Below are 15,951 nucleotides of genomic sequence, written 5' to 3'. Positions count from 1 at the left end.
CTCCGGTTCCTTTCCTACGAAATCGGAGGTGACCACAGCTGGTGACCAGCAGCGCGACCGAGGATTTCAAGCTGTGTCCGCACGTGGATGCAGTGCCACCTCGTAGCCGAGGGCTTCGAGCTGCGCGACCGCGCGGGCCTTCACCGGCCCGGGCTTGCGGGCGGTGAAGTAGTTGGGGCCAGGATCGCGATAGAACTCGCCGCGGGCGAGCATGGTGTGAGCGGCCACGACCATGGCGCGTTCGACCGCGACGATGGCCTTCATGGGGCCGCGGCGCGTGCTGATGCGCCTGTACTTGGCCGCGAAATAGGTGTTCTTGGAACGGGATACCGAGATCGCGGCGATGCCCAGCGCGGCCTCGAGATACCGGTTGCCGGGCCGGGTCTTGCTGATTCCGGCGTCCTCGAGGATCTTCTCGATCCGCTGCACCTGCCGGGCGCGATCACGCAGCACAGCAGTGCGGGCACGGGTCAGATCACGCAACCGGCGGATCGGCGGCGGCGGAACGAACGACGCCCGCAACAGTCCGTGCGCGCCGAGGTCGGCGAGCCAGGCCGAGTCGCTGACGTCGGTCTTGCGGCCCGGCCGGTTACGGGCCTCGCCGGGGTTGACCAGCATCACGTTCAGCCCGTCTTCGAGCAGATAGTAGAACGGCTTCCAGTAATCGCTGGTCGACTCCATCACCACGCAGGTCACTTGTTCGGCGATCAGATGCTCACGCAGCGCGAGGATCTGGCTGCTCATCGAGCCCCAGGTCGTCACCGTCGTCTTCGTCGCCCGCGGGCCCGCGCCCTGGACACGCACGCACACCTTCGCGTCCTTCTTCGAAATGTCGATCCCCGCGCACCGCGCGTGCACGACCTCCACCATGACGACCTCCAGTTCGAACGAAATCCGTTGTCAGGGTGCGCATCACGGGGAGACGGAAAACTACAGGAATTTCCTACACGTGCTCGGGGCAACAATCCACGGATCCCGCGAAGGACGAGAACCGCCCTGCCTCCACCACCACCTTTCCCAACGGGCTCACAGCATCGCAAAGCGACCGGGGTCGGCCGTGACACGCACCCCGCCTGCATCTGCCATGCAACCGCGCCGGAACGCAAAGCCCGTAGACGATTTCAGTGTCCACGCAGGGCAGCGAAGCCGCCCCGGGTCCTTTCCCATGCTTTCGTTGTCCCGGATGGGGTGATAGAGACCAAGGCCCTCGAAACACCACTGCCGCGGCCTGCGGCGAACTCGCTGAGCCAGACCCGCAGGAGACGACCGCGCGGTATTCTCGACAAACTTATTGCGACGCGGTTCGGCAGCTCGGCGCACCGCGTCGGTGGTCTCGGGCTCACGTCTCGGTGTCCCGGACAAGCGACGCGCCCGCACCCGCCAGGAGCTGGGCGGTCGCCTCCCACAGGCGCCGCTCCCGGTCCGGGTCGTGGGCGACGGGCTGGACCTCGGTCAGCTTGGTCTTCACCACGAACGCGCCGGCACGCAGGTGCGACCACTGGTCGTCGAGAGCCATCGCGGCCAGCAGCGGTCCCGAGCGTCGCGGCGTCGAGACACCGGGGATCCGGCCCAACGCCCGGCTCATCACCTGAAACGCCGCAGGGGCACCGCGGCCGAGGGCGGTGCCGGGCATCCAGCCCGGCTCGAATACCGACACGTTGATTCCTTGGCCGGCCCGGCGCTGCAGCTCGTGGGCGTAGTAGAGGATCGCGAGCTTGGCGTTGGAGTAGGCGACGCCCGAGGCCGTCATGCCCGAGGTCTGCTCGCCACCGGCCGGCCGGGCGAGCTCCACGGGGTCGGCCCACTCGGCCTCGGCCACGTGCAGCAGCTTGCGCCAGAAGTTGGCGTGGTAGGTGTTCGAGCCGACCAACACGACCCGCGCCGGGGCGGTGAACGCGGTGAGCAGGTCGCCGATGAGCTGCGCGTGGGCCAGGTAGTTGACGGCGAAGCTCAGCTCGTAGCCGTCGGCCGAGGCTTGCCGTGTGTCCGCCGACATGATGCCGGCGTTAGCGACCAGCGCGCGCAGCGGACGGACGGCACCGTCGGTGAGCAACCCGCGCACGGTGGCCGCGGCGGCGCGGACGTCGGCCAGCCTCGCCAGGTCGCAGCCGATCTCGTGGACGCGCGTCCCGAGGCCACGAGCCTCGTCGGCGACCGCGGTCAGGTCGCGCCCGGCGCGGCCGACGAGCAGCAGGTCGGGCCGCAGCCCGTCCGGACGGTCGGCCATGGCCAGCACGGCGTGCCGGCCCAGGTTGCGGGTGGGGCCGGTGATGAGAACTGTTCCGATTTCCGTCATGACTCCAGCCTGCGAGCCCCTTCGGGCCGCAGCCAGTCGACCGGTTTTCGTAGGACTGCCGGGGCCAGGACAACCAGGGCGGGCTCATTCAGAATGGACCAGGTGCAAGTGTGGGAGTTCGGTCGGACGGTGCGCCGCTGGCGCGACCGCACGGCACCCGAGGCCGTCGGCGTCCCCGCGTCCCGGCGGCGCCGGGCCAGCGGTTTGCGCCGCGAAGAACTGGCCGCGCTCGCCGGCATCTCGGCCGACTACCTGACCCGCCTCGAACAAGGACGCGCGACAGCACCGTCGACACAGGTCGTGGAATCGCTGGCCCGCGCACTACGCCTGGCGGACACCGAACGTGACCTGCTCTACCGGCTGGCCGGGCACGCCGCGCCCGGCCCGGACGTCGTGCCCGCACGGCTCACCTCGAGCGTGCAGCGGCTGCTCGACCGGCTTGCACACACACCGGCGGTCGTCTACGACGCCACCTGGACGCTTGTGCTGGCCAACGCGCCCTACGACGCGCTCATGGGCGACACGAGCGCCTGGCGTGGACTGGAACGTAACGCCGTCTGGCGCAACGTCGCCCGGCTGCCCTCACGGGTCCGGCACACTCCGCAGGAACAGGCCGAACACGAAGCCCGGCTCGTTGCCGACCTACGCCTGACCGCGTCACGCTACCCAGCCGACCACGCCCTGCAGGACCTGGTCGCCGACCTGGTCGCCAACAGCCCGCGGTTCGCCGAACTCTGGAACGCCGAAACCCCGCCGACCATGGCCGACCCGTCCCGTCGCAAAACCATCGACCACCCGGCGGTCGGCCCGATCACCCTCGACTGCGACACGCTACTCGTCGCCCTCGACGACCTGCGCATCAGCGTCTACACCGCCGAGCCCGGCACAGAGGACGCCGACCGTCTGTCCCTCGCCACCATCCTCGGCACCCAGTCGCTACAGCTCTGAAACAGCTTCTCGGAAGCGTCTCGGCGCGCCATCGGGCTTCCGCCCGGATTTCTGGCAAACGGCCGCTCATGGCTCATATCGCTCGTTGGGCAATCGCCCAGACTGCTTGGGCAACAGGGTCTTCCAACGTCCGGTAGCCGATTAGCGGATGTTCGCTGTCGTCAGCGTGTCATGTGGCGGGCCAGCCGCGAGCGGTAGGTCACCCGGTCGACAACTACTTTTATGCGAATGCCGTGGCGAACTCGGTGACGAACTGCTGGAAGGTTCGTCCCGGACGGCCGAGAATCGTGGGTAGGTCGTCGGTGAGGTAGTCCGCGTCGCCCTCGGCGAACAGGCCCAGTGCCTTCGCCGCCGCGGTGAAGCTGTCGGTCGCGGCGATCGCGGGCGCGAGCATGAGGAAGTTCTGCATGTAGGCGTTGTTCTTCAACAGCGTGTTAGAGCTCCTAACAGGTTCTGTCGGGTGGCATCGGGTTCGGTTGCGGTGCAGGATGTTTCGTTGTGGCAGCGCCGTGGATCGTGGATGACGAGTTGTGGGCGGTAAGCGAACCGCTACTGTCGGTGAAACCGGCCGGGACACCGGGACCAGCGCAGATGGACTCGCGGCTGGTGCTGCAGGGGATCTTGTTCGTGCTGATCACCGGAATCGGGTGGGAAGACCTGCCCCAGGAATTGGGATTCGGGTCCGGGATGACTTGCTGGCGCAGGTTGCGGGACTGGCAGGCCGCCGGGGCGTTCGAGCAGATCCATCAGGCCGTGCTCGCCCGCGCCCACGCGGCCAGGTTGATCGACTTCGACCGGGTCATGGTCGACGGCTCGCACGTGCGGGCGAAATTAGGGGCGCCGCAACGGGTCCGAGCCCGGTCGACCGTGCCAAGACCGGTTCCAAGCACGACATCCTGACCTGCGCAAACGGATTCCCGCTCGCCGTCGCGTTGTCCGCGGCCAACGTCAACGACCACCTGATGCTGCCCACACTCCTGGATCGGGTGAAGCCACTTCGGGGGCGCGCGGGCCGCCCCCGCCGCCGGATCACCACCTTGATCGCGGACAAGGGATACGACTACCCGAGCGTGTATTCCGAACTGCAGCAACGACATATCACCGGCTACATCGCTCGCCGCGGCACCCGTGACAAGGTCACCGCCGGCCGCTGGATCGTCGAGCGAACCTTTGCCCTGCTGCACCAGTACCGTCGATTGGCCATTCGATGGGAACGACACATCGACATCCACCACGGATTCCTCGACCTCGCCGCAGCTCTGATCTGCTGGCGACGACTGAGCAATCGAACTCGATAGGAGCTCTTAGAACTCCTAACAAAGTGGGGCTGGTGGGGGGAATGATGCCGGATCGGTTGGTGTTCCTGTTGTGCCATCTGTGACTGGAGGTATGAGACGGCACAACGTAAGCCCTGGGAGATCGACGACGGGTTGTGGGAGCGCATCGCGTCCCTGCTGCCTGTGATCCCCCGCAAGACACACCATCCCGGCCGTAAACGCCTCGATGACCGTAAGGTGTTGTGCGGCATCCTGTTCGTGCTCTACACCGGCATCCCCTGGGAATTCCTGCCTCGAGAACTGGGCTATGGCTCGGGGATGACGTGTTGGCGGCGGCTGCGGGACTGGAACGAAGCCGGGGTCTGGCAGCGGTTGCACGAAACGCTGTTGGCCGAACTGAACGCCGCCGGGGCGCTGGACTGGTCCAGGGCGGTGATCGACGGCTCCCACGTGCGGGCGCTGGAAAGGCGGCCCAAAAACCGGTCCGAGCCCGGTCGACCGTGCCCGGACCGGCTCGAAACACCATCTGATCACCGAAGCGCATGGCATCCCGCTCGCGGTGTCGCTGACCGGCGGCAACCGCAACGACGTCACCCAGCTCATGCTCCTGATCGAGGCGATCCCGCCGGTCCGGGGACGGCGCGGGCGTCCTCGCCGACGCCCGGACGCTCTCTACGCCGACCGCGGCTACGACCACGACAAGTACCGCAAACTGGTGCGAGACAAGGGAATCACCCCGTTCATCGCTCGTCGCGGCGTCGAACACGGCTCCGGTCTCGGTGTGCACCGCTGGGTGGTCGAACAGAGTTTCGCGCTGCTGCACTGGTTCCGACGATTGCGCATCCGCTGGGAAATCCGCGACGACATCCACGAAGCCTTCCTCAGCCTGGCCTGCAGCATCATCTGCTGGCGACGACTGACCAACCTCACACTTTGTTAGGAGTTCTTAGTGCACACCGCGATCAAGTGGTCGTCATTCGGCTGGATCAGCGCGGAACAGTACGGCGAATTCTGCACTGTATACGGTCACGACGTCACCGAATGGGCAGGGTTCAAGCTGCTACGGGATATACGGGAGTTCCGAATGACCACCATGGCAGCGCAAAGCGCCATCGGACACCAAGACCGTCAACAGCAGGCTCGTCACCGATTGGCCTGCATCCGTGGAGAGTTCGGCCCCCGGCCCTGGCCTGGATGGGCAGCTCTCGCTTGAGCTGTTCACAACGCTTGTCAAAGCGCGAAAAAAAGAAGCTTCGATTCCCAGGTGCTCGTCGGTATCGTCGGGCGAGGCCACGCAGATCATCGGCACCTCGGTCGCGCCGTAGTCGTGCGCGACCGTCGCGTTCAGTTCGGCGCGCACCGCGTGAAACACGCTGGGCGGACACGGCGCACCACCCCCTTTGAGCAACCGCAGACTCGGCAGCAACCGCTCGCCGGGGCCCAGCTTGCGTTGTTCGTTGAGCAGGGCGGTGTAGAACACGGTGCTGCCGCCGGTGAACGTCACCCCGTACCGGTGGAACAGCTCCGAGGTGGTGGCCGGGTCGAACGCCTCGACCAGGACGGCGGGGAAACCGGCCGTCAGCATCGTAATCAGGTAGATTACCCCGCCGATGTGGGCGATCGGGAAGGGGATGCCACCGAATTCGCCGGACCGCCGCCCGAATCCGCCCCTCAGGGTGAATCCGCGCCCCGGCCAGCAAGGATCCGTCGGCATGGCACGCCCCCTTGGGCAACCCGGATGAACCCGATGTGAAATAGATCCACCGGATATCTTCGGAGACAACGGGTTCCGGCGGTAAGCCCACCACGTCCACCGATTCGGGAGCATCCATACCGATCGTCATCACGCGCGGGCTGTTCGGCAGCGCAGCGGCCATCGCGGCGTAATCCGTACCGCGCCATACACCCGGGACCAGGATGACGTCAGCACTGGCCGCGACAACGGCCGCACCGGTTTCCCGCCCGCGATAGATCGGGATGATCGGCGCCTGCAGCGCCCCGAGGCGGGCCAGCGCGGCCGTCACCAGGACGGTGCTGATCCGCGTCGGCAGCTGCCAGGCCACCCTCGACCCGGGGCCGATTCCCTCGGCATGAAGCGCGGCCGCGACACGCTCGGCACGGGATCGGAACCCGGCAAAGGCGAGCGTGGCGCCGTGTTCGTCGTACAGCATCGGGCCGCTCCCCCAGCCTCTCCGCGCTGTCATTAATACAACGGACGGCGCGGTGCGACTCCCTTTTGTCACTCAGTGACACTATGCCCCCATCCGAAGCCCTCGATCGACCATGAGCAGCACCGAACCCGCACCGTGACAGCACCGCTGCCCAACGGCTTCCGAGTCATCCTGGACTCCGAGGTCACGGTGCTGACGCCCGAAAAGTGGATGGGCGGCTCCCCGCTACGCCTGCTCACCGTGACAGCGGCGGGCCGGAGCGGGATCGGCCGGTACGGCGTCCAGTTTCGCGGCTCCACTGCTCGTGCTGGGATGTGTGGCACCGCCGGGCCGCACGGCCGCGCGGCGGTGGTGGCGGCGCGCCGCCTCCGGCTCACTATTGTTCGGCCCGGCCCTCATTCGTGCCGCCGCCCGGCGTGACGGCCGCCGCCTGCCCGGTTCCGTCCGGGCCGATATCGCCGACGATCTGGCGTACGGCGTCGGCGTACTGGTGGGGTGCCTGCGGGCACGAACCGCGACGCCGCTTCGTCCGGCCTACCCGCTCCGCGCGACTCGCCGGACGCAGCTTGTTGTGCAATCTCGTCAGATTGATGTCACCGATGGGTCGCCCTACTCGGCCGGGGCACGGCATCAGTTACCGGCGATGGGCAGGATCAGCCGGGACGAATCGTCGCCGCCACAGAAGATATCGGTCTGCGACTTGACCGGGTTCGGGGCATAGAACGGGAAGTCGCCGCCCGACACGTCCACCCGGATCCGGTGGCCCCGGCGGAAGACGTTGGTGACGGTGAGGATCTCGATGTCGAACTGGTAAGCCTGGCCGGGCTCGAGGTCGGCGGGGTGCTCGTGCGAGTGCACGTGGCGGCCCTTGAGCGCACCGACGTTCAGCAGATGGGCCGACCCGTCGGGGAACGCGTCGCTGAGCCGGACGCAGAAGTCCACGTCGGTCGCGCCCGGGGCCGCGGACAGCGCCAGCCGGGGCTGGCCCACGACGGTCAGGTCGCGGGCCAGCGGTGGCGTCGTGAACGTGAGAGCTCCGGGTCCGAACGACCGCTGGTCGCCGGCGTCGCCCGGTGTCCGGCTGGGGGCGGCGGGGTCGTGCGAGAGCAGCAGCGAGTCGCCCTGGCCCGTCGGCTCCCAGGCCAGGCCGCCGGCCGCAGTGAGAAACAGCGGCGTCGGCTCGGAGACTGCCGGCCACTCCGGCTGGTCCGTCCACTGCCGTGCACCGGTCAGGTAATACCGCACGGCCGGGTCGTCGAGCACGCCGTTCTCGGTGCCGCGCAGGAAGTAGTCGAACCACCGGATCTGCAGGGCGGCCAGGCCGCCGTCTCCGGCGCTCGCGTCCAGGTCCAGCGCCCCCGGGACCAGCAGCATCCGGCGCGGGACGGTAAGCCCCTCGTGGAACCGCATCGTTCCGCGGATGAAGTGGTCGTGCAGCACGCCGACGTTGAGGACGGGCGCTGTGACCCCGGCGAGCCGGCGGTCGAAGCTGCGCGCCTGCCAGAACTCGTCGTAGCGGTCGTGGGACAGGGCTTCCGCGGCCCAGTCCAGGGGCACCGGGCTCTGGCCGCGGGTCATCCGGTCGTAGTACCGGTAGTAGCGCTGCTCGAAAATCAGGCGCTTGCGCTCGTAGCCCGGGCCGTCGGCCGAGCCGGGGTCCAGCGGGGCGATGCAGTCTTGCATGAGCATCGGCCATCGGACCCGGTCCTCGTAGCGGCACATCCCGCCGGGGAACCATTGGTCGAGGTAGAAGTCGGCCGGGCACATGTAGGCCGCGATGGCCTTCAGATGCGGCGGCGACGTGAGCGCCGCGGCGTGGGCGAGGATCGCGCTGCCCGACACCCCCCACATGCCGACGTTTCCGTCGCACCAGGGCTGCTCGGCGATCCACTCCACAGTGTCGAAGCCGTCGAGTGGCCCGCCCTCGATGTTGTAGTAGTCATAGGTGCCCTCGGCGTAGCCCGTGCCGCGGCTGTCACTCACGACGACGGTGTAGCCGGCCTCGACCAGAGCGGGGATCGACCGCTCCATCAGCTGCCCGGTCGCGGCGACCATGCCCCTCATGACCGACCGCGGCCGGCCATCCGCGCCGAGCGTGGTCCAGCTGCCGGTGTTCGCCGGGCTGACCGAGAGGTTCTTGACGTAGGGGGTGCGGATCAGGACGACGGGCCCGCGGGTGACAGAGTCAGGCCGGTAGACATCGGCGGAGATATGAATCCCGTCCCGCATCGGAATGTAGATGTCATTCTCTGTTGCCATAGTTCGCTTTTCCTTTCGCCGAAATCCGATACACGGCCCGGCCTTGCCCGCGGGAATCCCCTCATTGCCCGGTGCGGGCGGCCGCGGCTCCGGTACGGGGCCCCGCGGTCACAGCGCGAAGTGACGAGCGATCAGGTCGCGGTGCCGGGCCGGGGCCCCGAACATCAGCTGCGCGCTCTTGGCCCGCTTGAGGTATAGGTGCGCCGGGTGTTCCCAGGTAAATCCGATGCCTCCGTGCAGCTGGATATTGTCCTCGGCGGCGCGTACGAACGCGTCGCCCACCCAGGCTTTGGCGAGCGAGGCGGCCAGGGCCAGCCCTGCGTCGCCGATGGTCGGGGCGGCGCCGATGGTGGCCGCCGCGTAGTAGGCGGCCGACTTCGCGGTCTCCAGGGCTACCAGCATGTCGGCGCAGCGATGCTTGACTGCCTGGAACGAGCCGATGGGCCGGCCGAACTGGAACCGCTGGCAGGCGTATGTGGTGGCTTGCCCGAGCACGGTCCGGATGCCGCCGACACCCTCGCAGGCGAGTGCGATCGCGGCCAACTGCAGCACATGCTCGAGGACCGCGTCCGCGCCGCCCTCGGCGCCGACCAGCCGGGCCGGCGTGTTCTGGAGGACGAGCTCGGCCTGCCGGCGGGTGAGATCCATGACCGGCAGGGGGGTGCGGGTGAGACCGGGCGCGTCCGCCGCGACCGCGAACAACGAGCGCTGGGCGCCGACACGGTCGCCATCACCCGTAGCGGCGCCGGTACGGGCGGTGACCAGCAGCAGGCCGGCCGTGGCGCCGTCGAGCACGAAACCCTTGACGCCGGTCAGGCGCCAGCCATCGGCGCCGAGCTGGGCCTCGGCCGAGTCCGTATCGTCCCACCGGCCCTGGGTGTCGGCGAAGGCAACGGTGGCAGTGACCGTCCCCTCGGCGATGCCAGGAAGCAAGTCGTGCCGTGCTTCCGGGTCGCCGCTCGCCAGCAGCGCGGACGCAGCCAGTACCGTGGCCAGGAATGGCGCGCACAGCAGCGCCGCGCCCATCTCCTCGAGGACGACCGCCAGTTCGGCCCAGCCGTACCCGGCGCCGCCGTACTCCTCGGGAATGTGCAGTCCGGGCAGGCCCAGCTGCGCGGCCAGCTGCCGCCACACCGCGGCGTCGAAGCCAGGACCAGTCTCCATCATGCGACGCACTTCGGCCTCCGGCGAGGCCTTCGCCAGGAATGCGCGAACCGTGTCGCGCAGCTGCTCCTGCTCGTCGGTGAAAGTGAGCGCGTTCATCCGCGGGGGATGTCCTTCCATGCGATGTCCTTGTCGACCCGGAAGTCGCCAGGCAGGCCGAGGACGCGCTCACCGATGATGTTGCGCATGATCTCGGAGGTCCCGCCCTCGATAGTGCCGGCTCGGGAGCGCAGGAACGTGCCGGCGATGTCGCGGCCAGTGGCGGCGTCGCCAAGCGGCAGCTCGGGCCTGCGCATATCAAAGCCTGTGACGAGCATCCCGGCCGCTCCCTGCAGGTCCAGGACGAATTCGGCGACGCGCTGGCGGGTCTCCGCGTCCGCGAGCTTGAGCACCGAGCCTTCATGCCCCGGCTTGCCACGAGCGCCGTTGGCCGTCGACCGTTCCGCGGTCAGGCGGTTGACGATGGCCTCCATCCAAAGCCGCACCGCCCGGTCGCGGCTGACCGGGTCCGGGCCGCTGCGGGCCGCGGCCGCCCGGTAGGCGTCGAGGGTGAGGGCGCCGAGATCCGCGGCGAAGGAATTGAGCGCGCCGCCGAGGGAGACGCGCTCGTTCATGAGCGTGGTGCCCGCGACGCGCCACCCCTCGCCGACGGCGCCCACTCGCTGGCTGTCGGGGATCCGCGCGCCGGTGAACCAAACCTCGTTGAATTCGGCCTCGCCCGTGAGCTGTCGCAGCGGCCGTACCTCGACACCAGGGGCCCGCATGTCGAGGACGAAGGCGGTCAGGCCGTTGTGCTTGGGCAGGTCCGGGTCGGTCCGGGCGATCAGCAGGCCACGGCGGGCCACGTGAGCGTAAGAGGTCCATACCTTCTGCCCGTCGACGACCCATTCGTCACCGTCACGGCGGCCCCGCGTGGACAGGCCAGCCACGTCGGACCCGGCCGAGGGCTCGCTGAACAGCTGACACCACACCTCGTCCCCGGAGTACAGCGGCCGCAGGTACCGGGCGCGCTGCTCGGGCGTGCCGTGCGTGAGCAGGGTCGGTCCGGTCATGCCGATCCCGATCGGGTTCCAGCGGAATGGCGCGGGCGCGCCTGCCGCCGCGAAGCGCTCCTCGACCACCTGCTGCAGCGCGGCATCGGCACCGAGGCCGCCCTCACCGCGAGACGCCCACACCCAAGCGAGACCGGCGTCGAAGCGGGCGGCCAGGAAGGCGCGGGGGTCCGTGGCCGTGGGCGGATTGTCCCGTAGCACGGCATCGACGAGCGCCGCCGCCTCATCGGCCGTCGCCATCCGGTCGTTCGTCACGTCACGTTCGGCTCCGGGTATCAACTGTCGCTCCAATCAGGTCCGCGGCGCTCCGCGAACGCGGTCATCGCCTCGACGCCGTCCCTGGTGGTGGAGGCGAGCACCTGGGTGCGGTTCTCCAGGGCGATAGCAGCCTCCAGGCCGGGGATCTCCAGCCCGGCCCACATCACCTGTTTGGTCATCTTCACCCCGAACGGCGAGTTGGCGACGATCTGCCTGGCGGTCTCGAGCGCACGCTCCAGGAGCCGGTCATCGGGCACGACGTCGAGTACCAGGCCTATGCGCAGTGCCTCCTGGGCGTCGATGATGCGGCCGGTGAGCAGAAGTTCGTGGGCACGACCGGCGCCGACGATCCGGTTGAGCAGCCATCCGGTGCCCATATCGCAGCCGGACAGGCCGACCCGGGCGAAGGCGGCGGAGAAGCGGGCCGACGCGGCGGCGAACCTGATGTCGCAGCCCAGGGTGAAGGCCAGACCTCCGCCAGTGGCCGGCCCGTTGACGGCCGCGATCACGGGTTTGCCGAGAGCGCGCAGCCTGCTGGTCACGCTGGAGTACTGCTCCTGGACCTGGAACGTGCCGACCGGGCCCGGCCGGGGTTCGAACGGCGGCTCGATGCCCGGATCACCGCCCCGCAGGTCGGCGCCGGCGCAGAAGCCGCGGCCGACGCCGGTGATGACGACGACGCGGCAGTCGCGGTCCGCATCGGCCTCGTCGAGCCGCCGTAGCAGGGCACCGATCAGTGCGGAGGTGATCGCGTTGAGCCGTTCCGGGCGGTTCAGGCGCAGCAGCTTGACGCCCTTCTCGAGCCACCCGGCCTCGACCAGGTCCGTGCCGGTCACGTCGTGGGCGGCCATCAGGAGTTCCTGGTCAGCAGGAGCGCGCCGCACATCTCGCCGCCGCCGGCGGCGACCAGGCCGACCTCCGGATCGGCGGGCACTTGCCGCTCCCCTGCTTCGCCGCGCAGCTGCAGGCAGACCTCGTGCAGGTGACCGAAGCCGTGCAACCGTCCCGCGGACAGCTGACCGCCCCCGGTGTTGAGGGGGAACGGCCCGTCCCGCGCGATCCGCTTGCCGCCCTCCACGAACGTACCGGCCTCGCCCTTGCCGCACACGCCGAGCGCCTCGAGCCAGACGATCGTCAGGATCGTGAACCCGTCGTAGATCCCGGCGACGTCGACATCGTCGACGGTCAAACCCGTGCGCGACCACAACGAACGGGCTCCGGCCGCGCCGGCCATCGTCGTCAGATCCTCGTGCTGGTCCCAGTACGGCCGCCCGGACAGCGCCGAATGATGCGCGGCGATCGTCAGCAGCGGCTTCCGAGAGTCTGCGGCAAAGTCAGCACGTGACACGACCACCGCCGTGCTGCCGTCGACGGGGATGTCGCAGTCCAGCAGGCCCAGCGGCTCGGAGATCGGACGTGCCGCGAGGTAGTCCGTCAGGGTGAGCGGCTGCCGGAAGATCGCCTTCGGATTGAGCACGGCGTTGGCACGCTGGTTGACCGCGAGCGCGCCGAGCTGCTCCCGCGTGGTCCCGTACTCATGGAAGTGCCGATGGGCGATCAGCGCGCACCAGTTCGCCGCCGACACCGCGCCGAACGGAATCATCCACTGCTGTGCACCGTCGATACGGTCGGACCCGGCGCCGATAACCGACGCGCGTCGGCCCGCGGTCTGTGCCGTGGTCTCCCACACTGTGCGGAAGCACAGCACGTGGTTCGCCAGTCCCGCAGACACTGCCGCGTACGCATTGATGACAGCGCCGAGCTGACCGTGGGATTCCATGCCGCCGCTGTACCAGTCCAGCGACAGTCCGAGCGCGTCCTGAATGTCCCAGCAGCCCACGCCGGAGAACCCGGGCGTCGCCGCCATCGCGCCCGGCCAGGTCGAGACGCCGTCGATGTCCGCCGTGGTCAGCCCAGCGTCGGCAATCGCGTCCAGGGCCGCGTCCACGGTGAGGGACAGCGGCGACCGGCCGAGGCGCCTGCCGACAGCCGACTGCCCGATGCCACTGATAGCCACCTCCGTCATCGTTCGGCCTCCTCGGGAACAGGCGTGAAGTAGGGGAGCCAGACATCCTCGCGGTGCTCGAAAACGACCGTGACGCGTTGCCCGATGCGGACATCGGCGGGCTCAGCGCCCGTCAGCCGGGTCGACACGCGCAACCCGGGCTCCTCGTCGAGCTCGACGATCGCCAGCGTGTACGGCACGGCGACGCCGGGGATCCACGGCTGATGGTTGACGGTATGGCTGTACACCGTGCCCAGCCCCGACACCGCCATCGGGCCGACCGAGCGGGACAGGCAGCGGCGGCAGACCGGCTTCGGCGGGTGCAGCCACAGGCCGCAGTCGTCGCAGCGATAGATCAGCAGCTCGCCGCGCTCGCCGCCGGTCCAGAACGGCTCGGTTTCGAAGCGTGGCTCGGGAAGAGAAAGGCCGGGCATATAACCTCCGAACGGACCAGGCCGAGTCCAGTGTCCGCTGATACCTCCGGCCGACGACGATGCGACCGATGGGGCAGAGCGAGAAGCCGGGTCGCTAATTCTGACGGTGCGTTCTCAATGACCGGCCTCGGCGTATCGTCGCAAAAATCCACTTGCTCCGGGATCTATTCACGGTCCACACAGGGTTCCAGCGAGTCCATAGATTCTTGTTTCTGTTTCTGACATCGAGTTCAGTTATAACCGAAACATGGCCAGCGTGCCAAGCACCACTTGCGCCGAGCATCATGTGAGCGGGGCGCCATCAACGACGAGGAGCACCAGTGGTCCAGATCATGAGCGGAATCCGTGTGCTCGAAGTGGCGTCCTGGACGTATGTGCCAGTAGCGGGGGCCATCCTCGCCGAGTGGGGCGAACAACCGCGAGGCAGTCGCGGAGCTCCAGGACCTTTTCGGCGGCAAGACATACGAGGAGGCTGCCGAGATCCTCAACTCCACCGGCGGCGCGTGGGCGCCCCTGCAGCGGCCGATCGACGTGCTGTCCGATCCTCAGATCCTGGCGAACGGGTATGTGAAGGACCTGAAGGACGGCAACGGGAATCCGTTCAAGCACCGTCTCCCGACGGCACGCCGGTGGCGCGCCCGGCCCGGGAGGCGCTGTCCCACCCGCCGCTGCCGCCCGACCGGGTCTGCGGCCCCGACCAGAACGGACGAGTCGCCACATGAAGATCGACACGAGCCTGCCGATCACCGCCTCGCTGGATCCGCGCGATGCTGCCGCTCGGGCCGAGCGGGAGGGCTTCGACGGCGTCTGGGCCAGCGAGATCAACCACGATCCGTTCCTGGCGCTCGGCCTGGCCGCGACGGCCACCGACCGGATCACGCTGGGCACCGCGATCGCGCTGTCCTTCGCCCGAAACCCCATGTCGACGGCCGTACTCGCCAACGACCTGCAGGTGCTCTCCGGAGGTCGGCTGCTGCTCGGGCTGGGTACCCAGGTCCGCGCGCACATCACTCGCCGGTTCGGCATGCCGTGGTCGCACCCGGCGGCGCGGCTGCGCGAGTTCGTATTGGCCATGCGGGCCATCTGGTCCTGTTGGTACGACGGCGTTCCGCTGGACTTCCGAGGCCAGTTCTTCACGCATACCCTGATGACGCCGATGTTCACGCCGGAACCACACCCCAGCGGACCGCCCAGGGTGCTGCTGGCCGGGGTTGGCGAGCTGATGACCGAGGTGGCCGGCGAAGTGGCCGACGGCTTCCTGTGCCACGGTTTCACCACCGAGGCGTACCTGCGCGAGGTCACCCTGCCCGCGCTGGCGCGTGGCCGACAGCACGCCGGCGCGGGCATGGGCGGCTTCGACATCGTCGGCGCACCGTTCCTGGTGGTCGGCCGGACCGAGTCCGAACTCGCCACCGCGGCCGCCGCCGTCCGTGGCCAGATCGCCTTCTACGGCTCGACCCCGGCCTACCGGGCGGTGCTGGACCGGCACGGCTGGGGCGCACTTGGCGAGGAGCTGCACGCGCTGTCCCGGGCGAACCGATGGGCCGAGATGGCCGGTCTGATCGATGACGAGGTGCTGGACGCATTTGTTTGGGCTGGTAGCGGGTCGTTTTTATCGTGCGGAGCCGAGGTTGCGGGCGCGGGCGTATGTGCGGGGGTTGCTGGCGCCGTTGGCGGGGAAGAATGGCTGGACGCTTGCCGAGGCGGCGGATGATCTCACCCCGGATGGGATGCAGCGGTTGCTGAACAAGGCGGCGTGGGATGTGGACGGGGTGCGCGATGACGTGCGCGCCTACGCCGTGCAGCACCTGGGTGACCCGGATGGTGTGCTGGTGGTTGACGAGACAGGATTTTTGAAGAAGGGGGTGAAATCCGCTGGGGTGCAACGGCAGTACTCTGGAACCGCAGGGCGGATCGAGAGTTGTCAACTGGGTGTTTTCTGCGCGTATACGAGTGCGAAGGGTCGCACTCTGATCGATCGGGAACTGTATCTGCCCAAGTCGTGGACCGAGGATCGCGCTCGTTGCGCCGAGGCGAACGTGCCCGGTAACGTGGAATTCGCCACCAAGGCCACTCTCGCCAAGGCC

At 68.5% G+C, this 15,951-nt stretch carries 16 protein-coding genes and 2 pseudogenes; 6 read left to right on the top strand and 12 right to left on the bottom strand.

What is annotated here, in order from left to right:
- Nucleotides 1–66: 66 nt before the first annotated feature.
- Both NM2_RS45560 and NM2_RS45555 read right to left on the bottom strand, forming a co-directional pair.
- Nucleotides 67–867, bottom strand: a complete 801-nt coding sequence (locus NM2_RS45560) for an IS110 family transposase (protein ID WP_067683595.1) — start codon at nucleotides 865–867, stop codon at nucleotides 67–69.
- A gap of 472 nt (nucleotides 868–1,339) precedes the next feature.
- Nucleotides 1,340–2,296 carry an SDR family NAD(P)-dependent oxidoreductase gene (locus NM2_RS45555; protein ID WP_067683580.1) on the bottom strand — a complete coding sequence of 319 codons (957 nt, stop codon included), beginning with the start codon at nucleotides 2,294–2,296 and terminating at the stop codon, nucleotides 1,340–1,342.
- A gap of 93 nt (nucleotides 2,297–2,389) precedes the next feature.
- Between NM2_RS45555 and NM2_RS45550 the strand changes: the two genes are divergently transcribed.
- A complete protein-coding gene (locus tag NM2_RS45550; protein ID WP_218026126.1) occupies nucleotides 2,390–3,244 on the top strand; it encodes a helix-turn-helix transcriptional regulator in 855 nt (284 codons plus the stop codon).
- A 220-nt stretch (nucleotides 3,245–3,464) separates the two neighbouring features.
- Here NM2_RS45550 and NM2_RS45545 read toward each other — a convergent pair whose 3' ends face one another.
- Nucleotides 3,465–3,671: a hypothetical protein gene (locus NM2_RS45545; protein WP_067683573.1), complete on the bottom strand. Its 207-nt coding sequence runs from the start codon at nucleotides 3,669–3,671 to the stop codon at nucleotides 3,465–3,467.
- Nucleotides 3,672–3,742: 71 nt separating this feature from the next.
- Between NM2_RS45545 and NM2_RS48510 the strand changes: the two genes are divergently transcribed.
- A protein-coding gene (locus NM2_RS48510) for an IS5 family transposase (RefSeq protein ID WP_157121985.1) occupies nucleotides 3,743–4,542 on the top strand; the annotation gives its coding sequence in 2 pieces (ribosomal slippage) (nucleotides 3,743–4,076 and nucleotides 4,076–4,542; 801 coding nt in all).
- Nucleotides 4,543–4,662: 120 nt separating this feature from the next.
- A protein-coding gene (locus tag NM2_RS48505; RefSeq protein ID WP_439956997.1) for an IS5 family transposase occupies nucleotides 4,663–5,461 on the top strand; the annotation gives its coding sequence in 2 pieces (ribosomal slippage) (nucleotides 4,663–4,983 and nucleotides 4,985–5,461; 798 coding nt in all).
- A gap of 120 nt (nucleotides 5,462–5,581) precedes the next feature.
- On the opposite strand, the gene NM2_RS52795 is transcribed toward NM2_RS48505, so the two are convergent.
- From NM2_RS52795 to NM2_RS52390, 9 genes and pseudogenes are all read right to left on the bottom strand, one after another.
- Nucleotides 5,582–6,235 (bottom strand): AMP-binding protein, encoded by a 654-nt coding sequence (locus NM2_RS52795; protein ID WP_067683564.1) that lies wholly within the window; start codon nucleotides 6,233–6,235, stop codon nucleotides 5,582–5,584.
- Nucleotides 6,216–6,692 (bottom strand): annotated as a pseudogene (locus NM2_RS53265) (AMP-binding protein); the annotation flags it as partial. The gene NM2_RS52795 and the pseudogene NM2_RS53265, both read right to left, overlap by 20 nt.
- Before the next feature lie 376 nt (nucleotides 6,693–7,068).
- On the bottom strand, nucleotides 7,069–7,269 hold the full coding sequence (locus NM2_RS45520; protein WP_157121979.1) for a hypothetical protein: 201 nt from the start codon (nucleotides 7,267–7,269) through the stop codon (nucleotides 7,069–7,071).
- 53 nt (nucleotides 7,270–7,322) lie between these two features.
- A complete protein-coding gene (locus NM2_RS45515) occupies nucleotides 7,323–8,951 on the bottom strand; it encodes a CocE/NonD family hydrolase (protein ID WP_067683559.1) in 1,629 nt (542 codons plus the stop codon).
- Between the two features lie 108 nt (nucleotides 8,952–9,059).
- Nucleotides 9,060–10,235: an acyl-CoA dehydrogenase family protein gene (locus NM2_RS45510; RefSeq protein WP_245718566.1), complete on the bottom strand. Its 1,176-nt coding sequence runs from the start codon at nucleotides 10,233–10,235 to the stop codon at nucleotides 9,060–9,062.
- Entirely contained in the window at nucleotides 10,211–11,422 is a 1,212-nt protein-coding gene (locus NM2_RS45505; protein ID WP_245718565.1) for an acyl-CoA dehydrogenase family protein, read from the bottom strand. Before NM2_RS45505 ends, NM2_RS45510 begins: the two co-directional genes overlap by 25 nt.
- Before the next feature lie 20 nt (nucleotides 11,423–11,442).
- Nucleotides 11,443–12,276: an enoyl-CoA hydratase/isomerase family protein gene (locus NM2_RS45500; RefSeq protein ID WP_067683583.1), complete on the bottom strand. Its 834-nt coding sequence runs from the start codon at nucleotides 12,274–12,276 to the stop codon at nucleotides 11,443–11,445.
- A complete protein-coding gene (locus NM2_RS45495; protein ID WP_067683553.1) occupies nucleotides 12,276–13,451 on the bottom strand; it encodes a thiolase family protein in 1,176 nt (391 codons plus the stop codon). Before NM2_RS45495 ends, NM2_RS45500 begins: the two co-directional genes overlap by 1 nt.
- Nucleotides 13,448–13,864 carry a Zn-ribbon domain-containing OB-fold protein gene (locus NM2_RS52390; protein ID WP_067683550.1) on the bottom strand — a complete coding sequence of 139 codons (417 nt, stop codon included), beginning with the start codon at nucleotides 13,862–13,864 and terminating at the stop codon, nucleotides 13,448–13,450. The genes NM2_RS45495 and NM2_RS52390 overlap by 4 nt, the downstream gene beginning before the upstream one ends.
- 468 nt (nucleotides 13,865–14,332) lie before the next feature.
- Between NM2_RS52390 and NM2_RS53260 the strand changes: the two are divergent.
- From NM2_RS53260 to NM2_RS45485, 3 genes and pseudogenes are all read left to right on the top strand, one after another.
- Nucleotides 14,333–14,455: pseudogene (locus NM2_RS53260) on the top strand (CoA transferase); the annotation flags it as partial.
- Between the two features lie 127 nt (nucleotides 14,456–14,582).
- Entirely contained in the window at nucleotides 14,583–15,578 is a 996-nt protein-coding gene (locus NM2_RS48490; RefSeq protein WP_084532341.1) for a TIGR03617 family F420-dependent LLM class oxidoreductase, read from the top strand.
- Nucleotides 15,460–15,951 (top strand): IS701 family transposase (locus tag NM2_RS45485; RefSeq protein ID WP_245718567.1); only part of this gene is annotated, 492 nt, incomplete at its 3' end. The genes NM2_RS48490 and NM2_RS45485, both read left to right, overlap by 119 nt.

Origin of the sequence: Nocardia miyunensis NBRC 108239, assembly GCF_001613065.1 — a bacterium.
In the GTDB taxonomy this organism is placed as follows: Bacteria; Actinomycetota; Actinomycetes; order Mycobacteriales; family Mycobacteriaceae; genus Nocardia; species Nocardia miyunensis.
Note: the sequence above shows the minus strand (reverse complement) of the source record. Positions and strands in the feature narration are given on the sequence as shown.